This window comes from Cytobacillus sp. ABV4_503, from assembly GCF_056158445.1.
In genome coordinates this window covers 3,138,891-3,154,027 of record NZ_JBSWTH010000001.1, presented here as the reverse complement: position 1 = coordinate 3,154,027, position 15,137 = coordinate 3,138,891, and the positions used below count along the sequence as shown (strand labels likewise).

General features: G+C 42.9%; 18 protein-coding genes and 2 other annotated features. Of the genes, 15 read left to right on the top strand and 3 right to left on the bottom strand.

The window, feature by feature from the left end; translation table 11 throughout:
• Positions 1-138 precede the first annotated feature (138 nt).
• From ACXAD1_RS15750 to ACXAD1_RS15690, 13 genes are all read left to right on the top strand, one after another.
• A complete protein-coding gene (locus tag ACXAD1_RS15750) occupies positions 139-768 on the top strand; it encodes an MOSC domain-containing protein (protein WP_474910558.1) in 630 nt (209 codons plus the stop codon).
• A 63-nt stretch (positions 769-831) separates the two neighbouring features.
• Positions 832-1,087 (top strand) — a binding site (T-box leader).
• Between the two features lie 40 nt (positions 1,088-1,127).
• Positions 1,128-1,370 (top strand) — a binding site (T-box leader).
• A 166-nt stretch (positions 1,371-1,536) separates the two neighbouring features.
• Positions 1,537-2,931, top strand: coding sequence for an anthranilate synthase component I (gene trpE / locus ACXAD1_RS15745; protein ID WP_474910557.1), 1,395 nt, complete (start codon positions 1,537-1,539; stop codon positions 2,929-2,931).
• On the top strand, positions 2,928-3,539 hold the full coding sequence (locus ACXAD1_RS15740; protein WP_474910556.1) for an anthranilate synthase component II: 612 nt from the start codon (positions 2,928-2,930) through the stop codon (positions 3,537-3,539). Before trpE ends, ACXAD1_RS15740 begins: the two co-directional genes overlap by 4 nt.
• Complete coding sequence (gene trpD / locus ACXAD1_RS15735; RefSeq protein WP_474910555.1) at positions 3,511-4,536, top strand: anthranilate phosphoribosyltransferase; 1,026 nt, start codon at positions 3,511-3,513, stop codon at positions 4,534-4,536. Before ACXAD1_RS15740 ends, trpD begins: the two co-directional genes overlap by 29 nt.
• Positions 4,537-5,331 carry an indole-3-glycerol phosphate synthase TrpC gene (gene trpC, locus ACXAD1_RS15730; RefSeq protein WP_474910554.1) on the top strand — a complete coding sequence of 265 codons (795 nt, stop codon included), beginning with the start codon at positions 4,537-4,539 and terminating at the stop codon, positions 5,329-5,331.
• Positions 5,328-5,951 carry a phosphoribosylanthranilate isomerase gene (locus tag ACXAD1_RS15725; RefSeq protein WP_474910553.1) on the top strand — a complete coding sequence of 208 codons (624 nt, stop codon included), beginning with the start codon at positions 5,328-5,330 and terminating at the stop codon, positions 5,949-5,951. The genes trpC and ACXAD1_RS15725 overlap by 4 nt, the downstream gene beginning before the upstream one ends.
• A complete protein-coding gene (trpB, locus tag ACXAD1_RS15720) occupies positions 5,948-7,153 on the top strand; it encodes a tryptophan synthase subunit beta (RefSeq protein ID WP_206843228.1) in 1,206 nt (401 codons plus the stop codon). The genes ACXAD1_RS15725 and trpB overlap by 4 nt, the downstream gene beginning before the upstream one ends.
• On the top strand, positions 7,150-7,935 hold the full coding sequence (gene trpA / locus ACXAD1_RS15715; protein WP_474910552.1) for a tryptophan synthase subunit alpha: 786 nt from the start codon (positions 7,150-7,152) through the stop codon (positions 7,933-7,935). Before trpB ends, trpA begins: the two co-directional genes overlap by 4 nt.
• 155 nt (positions 7,936-8,090) lie before the next feature.
• A complete protein-coding gene (locus ACXAD1_RS15710) occupies positions 8,091-8,879 on the top strand; it encodes an ABC transporter ATP-binding protein (RefSeq protein ID WP_206843233.1) in 789 nt (262 codons plus the stop codon).
• Complete coding sequence (locus ACXAD1_RS15705; protein WP_206843235.1) at positions 8,863-9,618, top strand: ABC transporter permease; 756 nt, start codon at positions 8,863-8,865, stop codon at positions 9,616-9,618. Before ACXAD1_RS15710 ends, ACXAD1_RS15705 begins: the two co-directional genes overlap by 17 nt.
• Before the next feature lie 16 nt (positions 9,619-9,634).
• The gene (locus tag ACXAD1_RS15700) at positions 9,635-10,627 is read left to right on the top strand and encodes an ABC transporter substrate-binding protein (RefSeq protein WP_206843246.1); all 993 of its coding nucleotides are present in this window, start codon (positions 9,635-9,637) and stop codon (positions 10,625-10,627) included.
• Positions 10,628-11,490: 863 nt separating this feature from the next.
• Positions 11,491-12,069, top strand: a complete 579-nt coding sequence (locus ACXAD1_RS15695; RefSeq protein ID WP_474910551.1) for a LemA family protein — start codon at positions 11,491-11,493, stop codon at positions 12,067-12,069.
• Positions 12,066-12,803, top strand: a complete 738-nt coding sequence (locus ACXAD1_RS15690) for a TPM domain-containing protein (protein WP_206843252.1) — start codon at positions 12,066-12,068, stop codon at positions 12,801-12,803. Before ACXAD1_RS15695 ends, ACXAD1_RS15690 begins: the two co-directional genes overlap by 4 nt.
• 45 nt (positions 12,804-12,848) lie before the next feature.
• Here ACXAD1_RS15690 and ACXAD1_RS15685 read toward each other — a convergent pair whose 3' ends face one another.
• Positions 12,849-13,211, bottom strand: a complete 363-nt coding sequence (locus ACXAD1_RS15685) for a hypothetical protein (RefSeq protein ID WP_474910550.1) — start codon at positions 13,209-13,211, stop codon at positions 12,849-12,851.
• Positions 13,208-13,444 (bottom strand): class I SAM-dependent methyltransferase, encoded by a 237-nt coding sequence (locus tag ACXAD1_RS15680; protein WP_474910549.1) that lies wholly within the window; start codon positions 13,442-13,444, stop codon positions 13,208-13,210. The genes ACXAD1_RS15685 and ACXAD1_RS15680 overlap by 4 nt, the downstream gene beginning before the upstream one ends.
• Positions 13,445-13,573: 129 nt before the next feature.
• Between ACXAD1_RS15680 and cdaS the strand changes: the two genes are divergently transcribed.
• Entirely contained in the window at positions 13,574-14,173 is a 600-nt protein-coding gene (cdaS, locus tag ACXAD1_RS15675; RefSeq protein ID WP_206843263.1) for a sporulation-specific diadenylate cyclase CdaS, read from the top strand.
• A 28-nt stretch (positions 14,174-14,201) separates the two neighbouring features.
• Here the strand turns inward: cdaS and ACXAD1_RS15670 are convergent, their stop codons facing one another.
• Complete coding sequence (locus tag ACXAD1_RS15670; protein WP_009333479.1) at positions 14,202-14,360, bottom strand: hypothetical protein; 159 nt, start codon at positions 14,358-14,360, stop codon at positions 14,202-14,204.
• Positions 14,361-14,462: 102 nt separating this feature from the next.
• Here ACXAD1_RS15670 and ACXAD1_RS15665 point away from each other — a divergent pair, with 102 nt between their 5' ends.
• Complete coding sequence (locus ACXAD1_RS15665) at positions 14,463-15,134, top strand: SOS response-associated peptidase (RefSeq protein ID WP_474910548.1); 672 nt, start codon at positions 14,463-14,465, stop codon at positions 15,132-15,134.
• The last annotated feature ends 3 nt before the right edge of the window (positions 15,135-15,137 follow it).

Genomic DNA, 15,137 nt, shown 5'->3' with positions numbered 1-15,137 from the left:
ATGGGCTAATTGCAGGAAAACTAACTAGAAAAACCTCTGTCTTTTTATGGGAAATTCAAATTCTGGAAAAATATGTTTCGATTTACTAAAAGGAAAGCGTTAAAATATAGAGAAAAGCGAATCTGGTGAGGGGATATTGTGAAAGAAATTATTGCGTTAAGCATAGGAAAGCCGAAAAAGCACAGCTGGAAAAACCGTGAGGAGATATCGGGAATCGGCAAAGAGAAAATTGAAAGTGCGTTCTTAACGAAGGATGGTTTCCAGGGGGATGGAGTGGCAAACACTGATTTTCATGGCGGACCCGACCGGGCAGTTTGCCTATACCCATTCGAACATTACGGGATGTGGGAAAAAGAATTTAAAAAGACATTCTGTCCACCGGCATTTGGTGAAAATATTTGTGCGGGTAATATGCTGGAAAAGGATGTTTTTATAGGTGATATCTTTTCGCTTGGTGAATCCGCTATCCAAATAACACAGGGCCGCATTCCATGTTCAACCATCTCAAAGCATAACGAAGAAGATCGGCTTTTAAGCAGAATTGTTGAAACATGCTTTACAGGCTATTTTTTCAGGGTGCTGAAGGAAGGAACTGTAACAGCAGGCAGCGTTCTTAAGCTCGTAGAAAGAAAGCAGGAAAAGGTATCGGTTCTGCAAGGAAATTTTATCATGTTCCATGACCGCAAAAACCGTAAAGCAATTGAAGAACTGCTGCAGATTGAGGCACTTGCAGATGTCTGGAGAGAAAAGCTGGAAAAAGCTCTATAATAAAAAATTAATAAATACCCTTGACATTTTTCATTTATCGGAATAGTATAATAAACAATATATCGATCGGCAATGACAAAGAGTAGTAGCTGCAGTGGAAGCTAAAGAGAGCTGATGGTTGGTGCAAATCAGTGTGGAAACAGCAGTGAATGGACTTTCGAGCCTCCAAACCGAACCTTTTTAAGCAGTAGGCTTTGGCGAACAGTCTCATCGTTACAAGGGACAGATATTTAAACGTTTATTCGTTTTGATATCTGTTAAAGTGAGCTGATTTCTTATCAGCTAATGAAGGTGGCACCACGGGTCTCTCGTCCTTTTTAGACGGGAGGCCCTTTTTTATTTTTAAATAGCTTTATTACTTTAAATCGCTGAGCAAGAGGAGTAGATTGATGGAGTCCGTTCAAGAGAGCCGGGGAAAGGTGAAAGCCCGGTACGGAAAATCATTCGAATGGACTTGCGAGAGGCTTCCTGAACGATAGTAGGGAAGCACGGGTTTCCACCGTTAAAAGGATAGGGTATCGATATGTTTCCGTACCCGAAAAAGGGAGCAGCATGTTGCTCTAAAAAGAGGTGGCACCACGTTCACAAGACACGTCCTCTATACCCGCAGATTCTGTCTGTGTGTATAGGGGACTTTTTTATTTATAGTTATGTATAAATTATGAAGTTAGATAACTGTCTAGCACATGTAGCCTACCCCTCGAGGTGTCGGGGGTGATCAAGGCGCTTACGCTATTCTGAATCCAAAAGAACTGGAGGAGAAATATATTGAAAACGATATTGGAAGGTCCGTATATCATCGAAGAGCTTGAGGGGGACACATTAACACCTATTTTAATCTATCAGAGAATGAGCGGAAGAAAGAAATTTCTGTTTGAAAGCTCGCTTAAGCATGAAAAGTCGGGAAGGTATTCCTTTATTGGTGCAGACCCAGTTATGGAACTAAAAGGGGATGGATCTCGAACGGCTGTTTCTGCAGACGGAGAAATAGAAGTTTTCGATGAAAAGCCACTTGATGTAGTAAGAAGGCTGATGCCAGAGGAAATGCCTCACCCCTTAGAACAGTTCCCATTTTGTGGAGGAGCTGTTGGATATGCAGGCTATGATGTGATCAGGCAATACGAAGATATTGGGGTGATTCCTCATGATGAGTTGAATGTTCCGGATGTCCATCTTATGTTTTTTGAGGAAGTGGCCGTTTTTGATCATCTCGAGCAAAAGGTATATCTGGTAGCCATGCCTATACTGTCAGCAACCGATGAATCCCAGCTTCGTGAAAGATTACAGAAAAGAAAGTCTGAAATACAAAAGGGGGCTGTGGCATCTGAATCGGAAGAAGCAACGCTGTCGGCATTCAAAGCATCCATATCTAAAGAAGACTTCGTTGAAAAAGTAAATAAAGCCAAGTCCTATATTGAAGAGGGAGACATTTTCCAGGTAGTGCTTTCTCAGCGGTTAAAAGCAGAATTGACTGGAGATCCTTTCGCATTTTACCGGAAGTTAAGAGTGCAAAATCCTTCCCCCTACATGTACTATCTTGATTTTGAAGAATATGCGGTTGCAGGGGCATCGCCTGAAAGTCTTATAAAAGCAACTGGAAATAAGGTAATTACTAACCCTATAGCAGGAACAAGGCCAAGAGGCAAGACAGAAGATGAAGATTTACAGCTTGAAAAGGAACTGATAGAAGATGAAAAGGAGCTTGCCGAACACAGGATGCTGCTCGACCTGGGCAGAAATGATCTCGGCCGTGTCTGCGAATTTGGATCTGTAACTATAGAAAAAAACATGGTAATTGAGAGATATAAGCATGTCATGCACCTTGTTTCCGAAGTTGGCGGGAGACTGAAAAATCCACACACAGCGATTGATGCCTTAATAGCGTGTCTGCCTGCCGGAACGGTTTCAGGTGCACCCAAAATTAGAGCAATGGAAATCATCAATGAACTTGAAACAGTGAAAAGAGGAATTTACTCAGGGGCAGTCGGCTATTTTTCCGGAAACGGCAATATGGATTTCGCCCTGGCAATCAGAACAATGGTGATAAAAGATGGATTCGCCTATATACAAGCTGGGGCAGGCATCGTGCATGATTCTATTCCTGAAAAAGAGTACGAAGAAACACTTCATAAATTAAAAGCATTTTTGGAGGACAAAAAATGATTCTGCTGATTGATAATTATGATTCATTCACATTTAACCTTTATCAGTATTTAGGTGAACTGGGACAAGAAATTAAAGTTGTAAGAAATGATCAGATCACAATCGAAGAAATTGAAAAATTAAATCCTGAAGCAATTATTCTTTCACCTGGACCCGGTCGGCCGGAACAAGCAGGGATCATTGTGGATGTTATTCAGGAGTTTTACAGGAAGCTTCCTATACTGGGCATTTGCCTTGGCCATCAGGCAATTGGCTATGCGTTTGGTGCAAAAATTGAAAAAGCAAAGAAAATTATGCATGGCAAGGTGTCTAATCTTAAGCATAACGGATCGCAGCTGTTTCAATACATGCCGCAGCCAATCAACATCATGCGTTACCACTCCTTAGTTATTCAGTCGGGAACGTTGCCTGGCAGCTTTAAGGTTATGGCCAGGTCAATGGATGACAATGAAATAATGGCAATCAAGCATGAGGACTATCCTTTATACGGTTTGCAATTCCATCCGGAGTCTGTAGGAACAGGCCTTGGAAAGAGAATTTTGGAAAACTTTTTACAAACTATCGGGAGGGAAAAAAAGGGTGAAAACAATACTGCAAAGGTTATCTGATCGGGAGTCATTAACAGAGGCAGAAATGAAGGAAGCCGTGGAAAATTTATTTGCCAATGACGTGACAGACAGTGAGATTGCGGCATTTATGGTGAGTCTTAAAACGAAAGGGGAAACAGTTGAAGAAATTGCAGGGATTGTAAAAGCGATGAGGGATAAATCCCTTTCATTTAGCAAGAAAATTCCTAATGTTTTGGATAATTGCGGTACAGGAGGAGATGGCTCAAGCAGCTTTAATATCAGTTCCACATCGGCCTTTGTGATTGCGGGAGCCGGAATTCCTGTTGCCAAGCATGGCAATAGAAGTGTATCCAGCAAAACAGGCAGTGCCGATGTATTGGAACATTTGGGGATAAATTTAAATCACCCGCCTGAGCGCACGGAGGAGATTCTGGAGGAAATTGGGATTGCCTTTCTTTTCGCTCCTCACGTTCATCCGAATATTAAAAGAATCATGAAAGTGCGCAAGGACCTGAGAATACCCACAACCTTCAATCTAATAGGACCATTAACCAATCCGGTTGAACTTGATCATCAGCTTCTCGGGATCTATCGGAGAGATTATATTGAAATGTTTGCAGAGGTTTTAAAAACTTTGGGAAGAAAACGGGCAGTTGTTTTAAATGGTGCAGGCTTTATGGATGAGGCATCCTTGCAGGGGGAAAATCACCTGGCCATTCTTAATAACGGCAAGGTAACGAAAAAGGTTCTTCACCCAGAGGAAGTGGGCCTATCCGTCAGCAGCAATGATGCTATCAGAGGCGGAGATTCAAGGGAAAATGCTGAAATACTCCTGAACGTTCTTAATGGGGAGAGGGGAGCAAGAAGGGACACGGTCCTTCTTAACGCCGGGATTGGCATCTTTACAGGAGGCAAGGCCGAAACAATTCAAGGCGGGATAAATTTAGCCAGAGAAAGCATTGATTCAGGTGCTGCATTAGCAAAACTGCACAGGTTAATTGAAGCAAGTAAAAGTGTCCATAAAGAGGTGATATAAGTGGGAACAATTCTAGATAAAATACTGGCTGAAAAAAGAAAAGAAGTCATCATGCTGCAGCAGGAAAAAGAATACTTTCAAGCTGGGAAAGCCGTGATAAAACGTTCATTTATTAACAAGCTTGCATCAGGCAGTGAACTGGCTGTGATTGCCGAATTCAAAAGAGCTTCACCTTCAAAAGGTGATATAAATACCGGGCAGAATCCGAAAGATCAGGCATTATTTTATAGAAAGTATGGTGCGGATGCCATTTCCGTTTTAACAGACAATAGGTTTTTTAAAGGCAGTTTTGCGGATTTGTCAGCTGTCAGAGAGGCAGTCGGCCTGCCTATCCTTTGCAAAGACTTCATTATAGACGAGGTGCAAATTTTAAAAGCAAAAGCATCAGGGGCAAACCTAATTTTGCTCATTGCTGCTGCCATGGAAGCTGAACGGCTTCAAGAGCTTTTCGATTTTGCAGAAAATGAAGGCCTTGAAGTATTGATGGAGGTTCATAATGAAGAAGAACTGGAAATAGCTCTGAAAACCGGTGCACAGCTGATTGGAGTCAATAACCGGAATTTAAAAACTTTCGAAGTAGACCTTGGTGTAACAGAAAAACTTGCGCCGCTAATTAAGAAGGCGGGAAGATTCCTGATCAGTGAAAGCGGGATTAAGTCAGAAGATGATGTACGGCGTGTAATTGCAGCAGGAGCCAACGCCATTCTTGTCGGGGAAGCATTTATGAAAGCAGAGAACCTGGAAGGGCTTTTGAAGGCCATGAAGCTTCCTTTGCAGGGGGCTGTCAGACAATGAAGGTGAAGATTTGCGGAATCAGGGATATGAGCACGGCACTTTCTGCGATTGAAAGCGGTGCGGATGCCCTGGGATTTGTTTTTGCTGAAAGCAAAAGAAAAATTAATCCTGAGTCAGCAGGGGAGATAATCAGAGAGCTGCCAAGAGAGGTTTTAAAAGTCGGAGTGTTTGTAAATGAAACGAAAGAGATCATTGAGGAAATTGTAAGTGTTTCAGGGATCAATGTCATTCAGCTTCATGGAGATGAAACACCAGAATTTTGCAGCTCATTTTCTTTACCAGTTATAAAGGCTCTGAGCATTGGTTCACCAGAAGATCTTTACCAACTGGATGAATATTCATGTGAATACGTTCTTCTTGATAGTCCGAAAGGAAAATATCGGGGGGGCAACGGGGTATCGTTTGATTGGTCTATTCTAAACAATAACCCAAAGCAGAACAAAAAAATGATCCTCGCTGGAGGACTCAATCCTGAAAATGTGGGGGATGGAATTAAAGCAGCCAATCCTTATATGGTTGATGTAAGCAGCGGGGTTGAGACTGAAGGGAAGAAAGACCCGGAGAAAATAAAAAGATTTATAGATAACGCTAAATGTGTGGAGAGGGAGGAAGTAAAATGAACGCAGCATACACCTTGCCTGATGAACGAGGTCATTTTGGAAAATTTGGAGGAAGGTATGTGCCTGAGACACTTATGCAGGCCATTCTTGAATTGGAAGAGGAGTATAAGAAAGCACAAGCTGATGAAGGTTTTCAGAAAGAGCTGCAGGGTTTGCTGAAAGACTATGTCGGGCGTGAAACTCCTCTTTATTTTGCGGAGAACCTCACAAAATACGCCGGCGGTGCGAAGGTCTATCTTAAAAGAGAAGATTTGAATCATACAGGTGCCCATAAAATAAACAACTCACTGGGCCAGGCTTTATTGGCGCTGCGAATGGGAAAAAGAAAAATAGTAGCTGAGACGGGTGCAGGGCAGCATGGAGTTGCAACAGCAACTGCATGTGCTCTCTTAAATCTTGAATGCATTATTTTTATGGGTGAAGAGGACATCAGAAGACAGCAGCTGAATGTATTCAGAATGGAACTGCTTGGAGCGAAGGTGGTTGGGGTGAAATCGGGAAGCGCCACATTAAAAGATGCAGTCAACGAAGCACTCCGCTACTGGGTGACAAATGTCGAGGATACACATTACATCCTTGGCTCTGTCATGGGACCTCATCCCTTTCCTATGATTGTACGCGATTTTCAAAGTGTTATCGGAAATGAGACCAAGGAGCAATACCTTGAAAAAGAAGGGAAGCTTCCTGATGCAGTTGTAGCCTGCATTGGCGGTGGAAGCAATTCAATGGGAATGTTCTATCCTTTCATAAAAGATGAAACTGTCCGCATGATTGGGGTGGAGGCTGCAGGATTGGGAACAGATACTGAGAAACATGCCGCATCTTTAACAAAAGGAACTCCAGGAGTTCTTCATGGGGCATTAATGTATTTGCTTCAGGACGAACACGGACAAATTCAGGAGGCCCATTCCATCTCGGCTGGGCTTGATTACCCCGGAGTTGGCCCGGAACACAGCTATTTGAAAGACAGCGGAAGGGCAGAGTATGAATCCATCACAGACGATGAGGCGCTGGATGCGTTAAAGCTTTTATGCAAATTGGAAGGCATTATCCCTGCGCTGGAAAGCTCCCATGCCGTTGCCTATGCATTAAAGCTTGCACCGCAAATGAAAAAAGACGAAGGCCTTGTCATCTGTTTATCTGGCAGAGGAGATAAAGATGTAGAAACTGTAAGAGCAAAATTAGGAGGGAAAGGACAATGAACCGGGTTGAAAAAGTTTTTCAGAGCCTAAAGCAAAACAATGAAAGAGCATTTGTGCCATATATAATGGCCGGGGATGGAGGCTTAGAGACACTGGCCGAGAAAATCACTTTTCTCGAAAAAGCGGGAGCAACTGCCATTGAAATTGGGATTCCATTTTCGGATCCGGTTGCCGACGGGCCAGTAATCCAGCAAGCTGGCATTCGAGCATTAGAAGCCGGAACAACACTTAGAGGCGTCTTAGCTAAAATTGCGGAAATCCGGCCTATTGTTCACATCCCGCTTATCTTTATGACATACATGAATCCAATCATGGCATATGGCATTGGCAACTTTATTTCTGATGCCTCAAGGTCTGGGGTAGACGGCTTAATATTGCCTGATCTTCCCGCAGAAGAAGAGGAGATAATTGCACCAATCGCAGAGAGAGCTGGAATTGAAATCATCCGGCTTGTGACCTTAACCAGTCCATTGGAGCGGATCCAGGCGATTGCTAACAAGGGGAAAGGCTTTTTATACGCTGTAACGGTTAATGGCATTACGGGTGCAAGAAAAGAATTTAAAGATGAGCTCGGAAAGCATTTGAAGAATGTTAAAAATGTAAGTCCGATACCGGTATTGGCAGGCTTCGGAATTTCTGAACCAGAGCACGTAAAAGATATGAATCAGCATTGTGACGGTGTAATCGTTGGAAGCAAGATCATAGAACTCTTTCAAAGCGGTGAGTTAGCAAAAGTTGAAGAACTGATCGCTTCATCTAAAATAGAAGAAATTAAATTGTGAAACAAAAGCTTTCTCCTTGAAGGGGGGGGGCTTTTTATTTGATTAAGCCCATTTATAAAAATATTTATTGTAAAGGTTGACATGCAAAGTGAATACATTATAATTACAAGTAATCCGAGTAAATTAATGAGATTTATGGGAATAGGTGATTTTGAATGTTCATTGAGATAAACGATGTGAATAAACAATATAGCGATAAAGAAAATCGTCCTGTTGACGTCTTGAAAGATATTAATCTAACCATTGAAAAAGGCCAGTTTGTTTCAATTTTAGGCCCTTCAGGATGTGGAAAGTCAACACTTCTTTCAATCGTCGCGGGGCTGACTAAAACAACTTCGGGACAAATTCAAATTGATGGAAAAGCCATAACAAAACCTGGAAAAGACAGGGGGATGGTTTTCCAGCAGGCAGCCTTATTCCCTTGGCTGACAGTCATGGAGAATGTCACGTTTCCGCTAAAAAAGGAAATGAAGAAGAAGGATGCAGAGGAAACAGCACTTAAGTATCTGCAAATGGTTCAGCTGGGAAAATATATATCCCATTATCCTCATGAACTTTCTGGCGGAATGCAGCAAAGGGTGGCCATTGCGAGAGCGCTTGCGATGAACCCGGAAACACTCTTAATGGATGAACCATTTGGAGCTCTTGATGAACAGACCCGTTCGCGTCTGCACGGACAGCTGGAAAACATCTGGACTGAGACGAAGAAAACCATTCTTTTTGTTACTCATAGCATCTCAGAATCTATTAAACTTTCAGATCGGATCATTGTTATGGGGACAAAGCCGGGAATCATTTTACAGGATATAGCGGTTGACATACCCAGACCCCGTGAGGAACACAAAAACGAAATGCTTGAGATTGAAGAACACATTATGAAATACCTGAAGAAGGAAATTGATAAAGTTGTAAGTGAGGAACTCCAATATGCAAACAGCCATTAAAAGGATCATATTTTTTGCAGCCATCATTGCATTTTGGGAAATTGGATCACGTATAGAGCTTTGGCATCCTCTGATTTTTCCTTCCCTGTCCAGCGTATTCAGTGCTCTTGTTGAAGGGTTCCAGGATAAAACTCTCATCTATGATTTAATTGCAAGTTTTAAGCGGCTCGCAGTCGGTTTAACTATCAGCCTTATCATTGGGACTCTGATTGGAATTCTTTTAGGGAAATCCAAAACAGCTGATGAAACACTGGGTGCAGTCATCCTCGCCTTGCAAAGTGTTCCCAGCATCGTCTGGCTGCCGATCGCGATTATGTGGTTTGGCTTAAATGAAAAGGCTGTTATTTTTGTAACCATACTTGGCGGTACATTTGTAATGGCTCTGAACATGCGAACAGGGATTAAAAATGTTTCACCTTTATATATCAAAGCAGCTCAGACAATGGGTGCGAATGGAATTGACTTATTCACAAGAGTCATCTTTCCGGCATCCATTCCATACGTTGTCACTGGTTCACGTCTTGCCTGGGCATTTGCCTGGCGCGCACTGATGGCCGGTGAGCTTTTAAGCACAGGACCAGGATTGGGCTACACACTTCGTTATGCTTCAGACTTTGGAAGAATGGACATCGTGATTGGTGTCATGATTATTATTGGAGCGATTGGAATGATTGTTGACCAATTCATATTCCAGCGCATTGAAAAATCAGTCATAAAAAAATGGGGACTTGAGTCTTAATTTTGGAGGGGTATTAATGAAAAAGGCTATTTTATGGGTTGCTGTATTATTTACTTTCACCGGTCTGCTTGCCGGCTGCGGATCATCTGAGAAGAGCAGCGGTGAGGAAGACAAGATTGTCATCGGTTATTTCCCGAATATCAATCATGTGCCAGCAATGGTTGCGAAAGATCAAGGCTATTTTGAAGAACAGCTTGGCGATGGAACTAAAGTAGAATACAAGACATTTGCTGAAGGCGGTTCATTCATGACTGCCCTGAAAACAGGTGACATTGATGCAGGTCTTGTAGGACCAGGACCAGCAATGAACAACTTTTCAACCGGGGCTGATGTTAAAATTATCGCCGGTGCTTCAACTGGCGGAACAGTTGTCCTCGCCAGAGAAGGTGTAGAAATTAACTCACTTGAAGACTTCGAAGGGAAAACGTTCATTACACCTGGCGTGGGCTGCACGCACGACGTCCAGTATGAAACATATCTGGAAGAAGCCGGCATCACTTCAGCTCGCATCGGCGGTACAATGAAGCATTTAACAGGCAACCCGGCACAATATGCAAGTATGCTGAAAACAGGTAAAGTTGATATTGCAGTTGCTCCAGAACCATGGGCAGCAGTTATTGAACAGGAAACAAACGCTGAAGTCGTAATTGGCTGGGATGAAGTATCCTTCGGTGAAACACTTCCGGCATCAGTATTGGTTGCAACTGGCGATGCAGTAAAGAACAGCCCTGAAAAAGTACAAAAAATCGTTGATGCACATAAAGATGCAGTTAAATTTATCGAAGACAATCCTGAAGAGGCAAAAGCAATTACCATCAAAGACATTAAAGAAGTAACTGGCCAGGAATTGGAAAAAGAAGTCGTAGACCGCGCCTGGGAAAGAATTGGATTCACTTACGAAGTTGATGCAGACACAATCCAGGAATTTGCAGATTCATCCTACACTTTAAAATTCCTGAAAGATAAACCTGAATTCAGTGAACTGATTGCGAAAAATTTTATTAAATAATCATGCTTGGACCGGGGCCCTGATGGGTTCCGGTTTTTCTTGATGTTAGTGGAAAGGAAATTTGTTTGGCGCAATTGTGAAAGCTGACGGTGCGAAAAAGTGATGCGGCGGCGCGAATGACCTGCTGGATGGTGCGTTTATGGTGGATAAGGCGCAAATACGATTTGATAGAGCAAAAAACTTTAAAATCAGCGCATTAACCGGTCCTGTAGACGCATTCATGAAGCCATAATGAAAAATATTGACATGATTTCTATTGATAATGAAAAAAGCCATAAGCTCGAAATTGCCAAGAGCCTACCCGCTCCTAACTCACTGGAATCCGCGCGCAAAAGTAAAATCCCCGCGCAAACCCTAAGTCAGGCCGCGCATCAAAACGTACTACCCGCGCAAAAGAAGCCCATCTGCGCGTAACTCACCGGAATCCGCGCACAAAAGTAAAATCCCCGCGCAAACCCTAAGCCAGCACGCGCATCAAAACCTACTACCCGCGCAGAAGAAGCCCACCCGCGCGTAACTCACCGGAATCCGCGCTCAAAAGTAAAATCCCCGCGCAAACCCTAAGTCAGGCCGCGCATCAAAACGTACTACCCGCGCAGAAGAAGTCCACCCGCACGTAACTCACCGGAATCCGCGCTCAAAGAACCATTCCCGCGCAAACCCTAAGCCAGGCCGCGCATCAAAACCTACTACCCGCGCAAAAGAAGCCCATCTGCGCGTAACTCACCGGAATCCGCGCACAAAAGAACCATTCTCGCGCAGACTTAACAACATCAGTAAACCATCTCCTGGTTTAACTTTCACCCAAAAAAGGAAAAATACCATGCAAGTGACAAAACAACTTAGAAACAGGAGTGGCGCAAATGAAAAAAGGTATGGGTGTCTTAATTGCCGTTATTGCGGCAGTAGTCATAGCAGGCATGGTGCTGATGTCCAGCTATAACGGGTTTGTAAGTGCTGAGGAAAATGTGGACCAGGCTTATTCTCAGATTGAGAACCAGCTGCAGAGAAGGCTGGATTTGATTCCTAATCTGGTAAATACAGTAAAGGGATATGCTGCTCATGAGAAGGAGACAATTCAGGCAATATCAGATGCGCGTGCAAGACTGGCGGGAGCAGGGTCACCTGAAGAGGAAGCAGCCGCAAACGCAGAGCTGTCAAGCGCTTTGAGCCGTCTGCTTGTAGTGGTGGAGAACTATCCCAATTTAAAGGCGGATAAGCAGTTTACCCAATTAATGGACGAGCTTGCGGGTACGGAAAATAGGATTTCGGTTGCCCGAAAGGATTATAACGATCAGGTTGCTGTATATAACAAAAAAGTAAAAAGGTTCCCGGGTGCAATTGTAGCAGGGATAACTGGCTTTGATGAAAAAGAGTATTTTAAGGCGGATCCGCTGGCGAATGAAGCACCTGAAGTTGACTTTGGAGGCAATGGAGAATGATCATTCGCAGGGTCTCTTTGACCCTTCTTTTAGTATATTTAATAATGGGGGCATTTCCAGTACATGCAGATGAACCCATACCGGAGCCTGCTGGAGATATTTATGTCCAGGATTTTGCAGATGTCCTAAATGACCAGGAAAAATCTGAATTGAATAACCTGGGGAGGCAATTGGAAGATAGGACATCTGCACAGGCTGCAGTTTTAACTGTTGATACTACTGGAGACAGACCGATTGAAGAATATGCAAATGAAGCTTTCCGGTCTTATGGCATAGGCAGTGCCAAAGAGAATAATGGTGTCCTATTAGTTGTGGCCATGCAGGATCGGAAGGTGCGCATTGAGGTTGGTTATGGGCTTGAAGGCCAGATTCCCGATGGAAAAGCAGGACGGATTCTGGATGAAGTGACCCTTCCATATCTTCAGGATGGCCAGCCAAATAGAGCGGTAATTGAAACCTATAAGGTGCTTGTACAGGAAGCTGCCGGGGAAGAAGTGATTTTAGGCGGCGATTATGCTGATGCCGGAACACAGGATAGAGGAATTGGCATCCCTTCCTGGCTGATTATTGTAATTGCTGTTGGATTATTGTTCCTAGACATTAAATTTTTTGGAGGAGCCTTTTCATATGCAATCCTTTCAATTCTCTCAAGAGGGGGAGGCGGAGGAGGCGGCGGTCCCCGGGGTGGGGGAGGCGGTTCATCTGGAGGAGGAGGAGCCAGCCGCGGCTGGTGATAATTGAAAAAATAGCGGGAGCAGCAATCTCCCGCTTTTCTCTATTTATTTGGTTCCAGTTACACAAACGGTTAATACAGGGCGGGCTTCTTTATAAGAAATGGAAATAGAATGGAAACCAGCCGCTTCCATATCTGCTTTGATTACCTGACCGAGATTTTTGGCAATGGTGTCATCTGCTCCTTCTTCTCTTGGCTGAATTGTGATGGCAATTATTCCGTCTTCCTCAAGCATCCCATAGAGATGCTGCAGAGATTCTCTTGGTTTTGTCCATAATGGATAATTGTTGACTGAAAATATCTTATTATAAGTTTTATCGGGGAAGTAATCGTGAATATCTTTTACGAACAATCGGACCTTGCCCTGCCGAATATAGTCATCATTCAGTTTGGCTGCAGAAGTCTTCATATCTTCAATACATCAACTCCATCCGTTTCTGCATGGCGGCAGTGATCCATTATATGCCTAATACTGAAGCCAGGACCAAAGCCCACTTCTAAAATAGAGTCCCTGCGATTAATCTTTAATTTTTTTATTGTCCATTTGTTAATCTTGCGGTTTTCAAAATACATGATTTTCCCGGCAAGCTTCCCCAGTAATCCTGCGGGTTTCTCAAATTGTTTTGCTAAAATATCGAACATGTCCCTCACCTCGTTGCTTAATACTTATATTTAGTCCCTTTAAAGAGGTTCTAAACCTATTCCGTAAAATGGATAAATAATTTTTAACTGGAAAAGGTACTAATATGAATTAAGATTGGAGGAAGTCCGGTGATTTATGGCGAAGATCAATACCGAAAAGATTTAAACCGGTATATTGACAATATCGACAATCAGATTCATTCTATTTCCAAAACGCTAGAGGACTTCAGCTGCTGTATTTTATCCGATTTTGAAAACCTGCAGAGGGCGGTAACAGAGGCTCACACAATTGCTTCGACTTATTATCTTCAGTCATATTTATCGCCGTATACCAAGGAATATTCAAGCTTATCATTGGCCGCCCAGCATTTATCGGAAAAAAGACATGGAGGGCTTATTGCTGTGGAGAGAAGACTTCCATTAGGCGACTACCTTCATAATGGGACGCCAATTGGAGCAAAAGTAAGCAGCACCTTGCTTGAAACCATTTTTTATCCCGGAAACCCATTGCATGACGGCGGTATTTTAATAAAAGAAGATACCATTATTTCTGCAGGCAACATCCTGCCTCTTGCCAATAAAACCATTGAGGGAAAAAAACTTGGGACAAGGCATAGAGCGGCAATTGGACTGACTGAAAAATCAGATGCTGTTGCCATTGTAGTTTCAGAGGAAACAGGCCGCATTTCTTTTGCAGTCGAAGGACAGCTGTATACAATCAGGACATGAAAATCCCCCTAAAATGGGGGATTTGTCATTATGACTTCTTATTAATTTGCTTTCCGCTTTTTTTCTGGCTTTGAGATTTATCATTTCCTGCCTGAAACTCGCTTCCCAGTTCAACATCGTTTCGCTTATCCTGTTTTTCAATTTGGGCTCTCGTTTGATTTGCATTTTGTCTTCCTTGTTTTGTCATATCTTATTCCTCCCTGTAAATTAGCTGACAGTTTTAATATGCGCTATATCCGGGAATAGATGAACATTATATTGCTAAATTGAATTTATAGAGGTGATTTTATTGTGCGGCCGTTTTACATTAACAGAAACCATCGCTAAACTTCAGCTGCTGTTTGAATTTGAATACGCAGAAGGAGAGGTTATACCCAGATATAATATCGCGCCAAGCCAAAATATCTTAACCGTCATTGGAAATGGCAATCAGCGGATCGGCAGGCAGATGAAGTGGGGGCTGGTCCCCTTCTGGGCTAAAGACGCAAAGATAGGTTACAAAATGATAAACGCAAGAGCGGAAGGCATTGATTCGAAACCAAGCTTCAAAGCGCCCTTTAAAAGCAGAAGGTGCTTAATTCTTGCAGATGGCTTTTATGAATGGATGAAAACAGATGAAGGTAAACAGCCGTACAGGTTCATTATGAAAGATGAAAAACCATTTGCCTTTGCAGGTATTTGGGATACATGGCATAAAGGAGATAATTCTTTAACGAGCTGTACAATCATTACCACGGGGCCAAATGAAGTAACCGGGGATGTTCATGACCGAATGCCGGTGATATTAATGGAAAGCGATTTTGAGGACTGGCTTAATCCCCGTTTTAATGACACTGAATATTTAAAGTCATTACTTGAACCTTATCCGGCTGAAAAAATGGATAAGTACCCTGTATCAAGTAAAGTGAATTCACCAAAAAATGAGCTGGCAGAATTAATTTCTCCCCTTAATACTTTATAAAAC

Bases quoted from the DNA above. Each gene is read 5' to 3' on its own strand.
- ACXAD1_RS15680 (WP_474910549.1), bottom strand. From the start codon at position 13,444: ATGTTCGATATTTTAGCAAAACAATTTGAGAAACCCGCAGGATTACTG.
- ACXAD1_RS15705 (WP_206843235.1), top strand. From the start codon at position 8,863: ATGCAAACAGCCATTAAAAGGATCATATTTTTTGCAGCCATCATTGCA.
- ACXAD1_RS15695 (WP_474910551.1), top strand. From the start codon at position 11,491: ATGAAAAAAGGTATGGGTGTCTTAATTGCCGTTATTGCGGCAGTAGTC.
- ACXAD1_RS15670 (WP_009333479.1), bottom strand. From the start codon at position 14,360: ATGACAAAACAAGGAAGACAAAATGCAAATCAAACGAGAGCCCAAATT.
- ACXAD1_RS15740 (WP_474910556.1), top strand. From the start codon at position 2,928: ATGATTCTGCTGATTGATAATTATGATTCATTCACATTTAACCTTTAT.
- ACXAD1_RS15685 (WP_474910550.1), bottom strand. From the start codon at position 13,211: ATGAAGACTTCTGCAGCCAAACTGAATGATGACTATATTCGGCAGGGC.
- ACXAD1_RS15710 (WP_206843233.1), top strand. From the start codon at position 8,091: ATGTTCATTGAGATAAACGATGTGAATAAACAATATAGCGATAAAGAA.
- trpA (WP_474910552.1), top strand. From the start codon at position 7,150: ATGAACCGGGTTGAAAAAGTTTTTCAGAGCCTAAAGCAAAACAATGAA.
- ACXAD1_RS15725 (WP_474910553.1), top strand. From the start codon at position 5,328: ATGAAGGTGAAGATTTGCGGAATCAGGGATATGAGCACGGCACTTTCT.
- ACXAD1_RS15690 (WP_206843252.1), top strand. From the start codon at position 12,066: ATGATCATTCGCAGGGTCTCTTTGACCCTTCTTTTAGTATATTTAATA.
- trpB (WP_206843228.1), top strand. From the start codon at position 5,948: ATGAACGCAGCATACACCTTGCCTGATGAACGAGGTCATTTTGGAAAA.
- ACXAD1_RS15700 (WP_206843246.1), top strand. From the start codon at position 9,635: ATGAAAAAGGCTATTTTATGGGTTGCTGTATTATTTACTTTCACCGGT.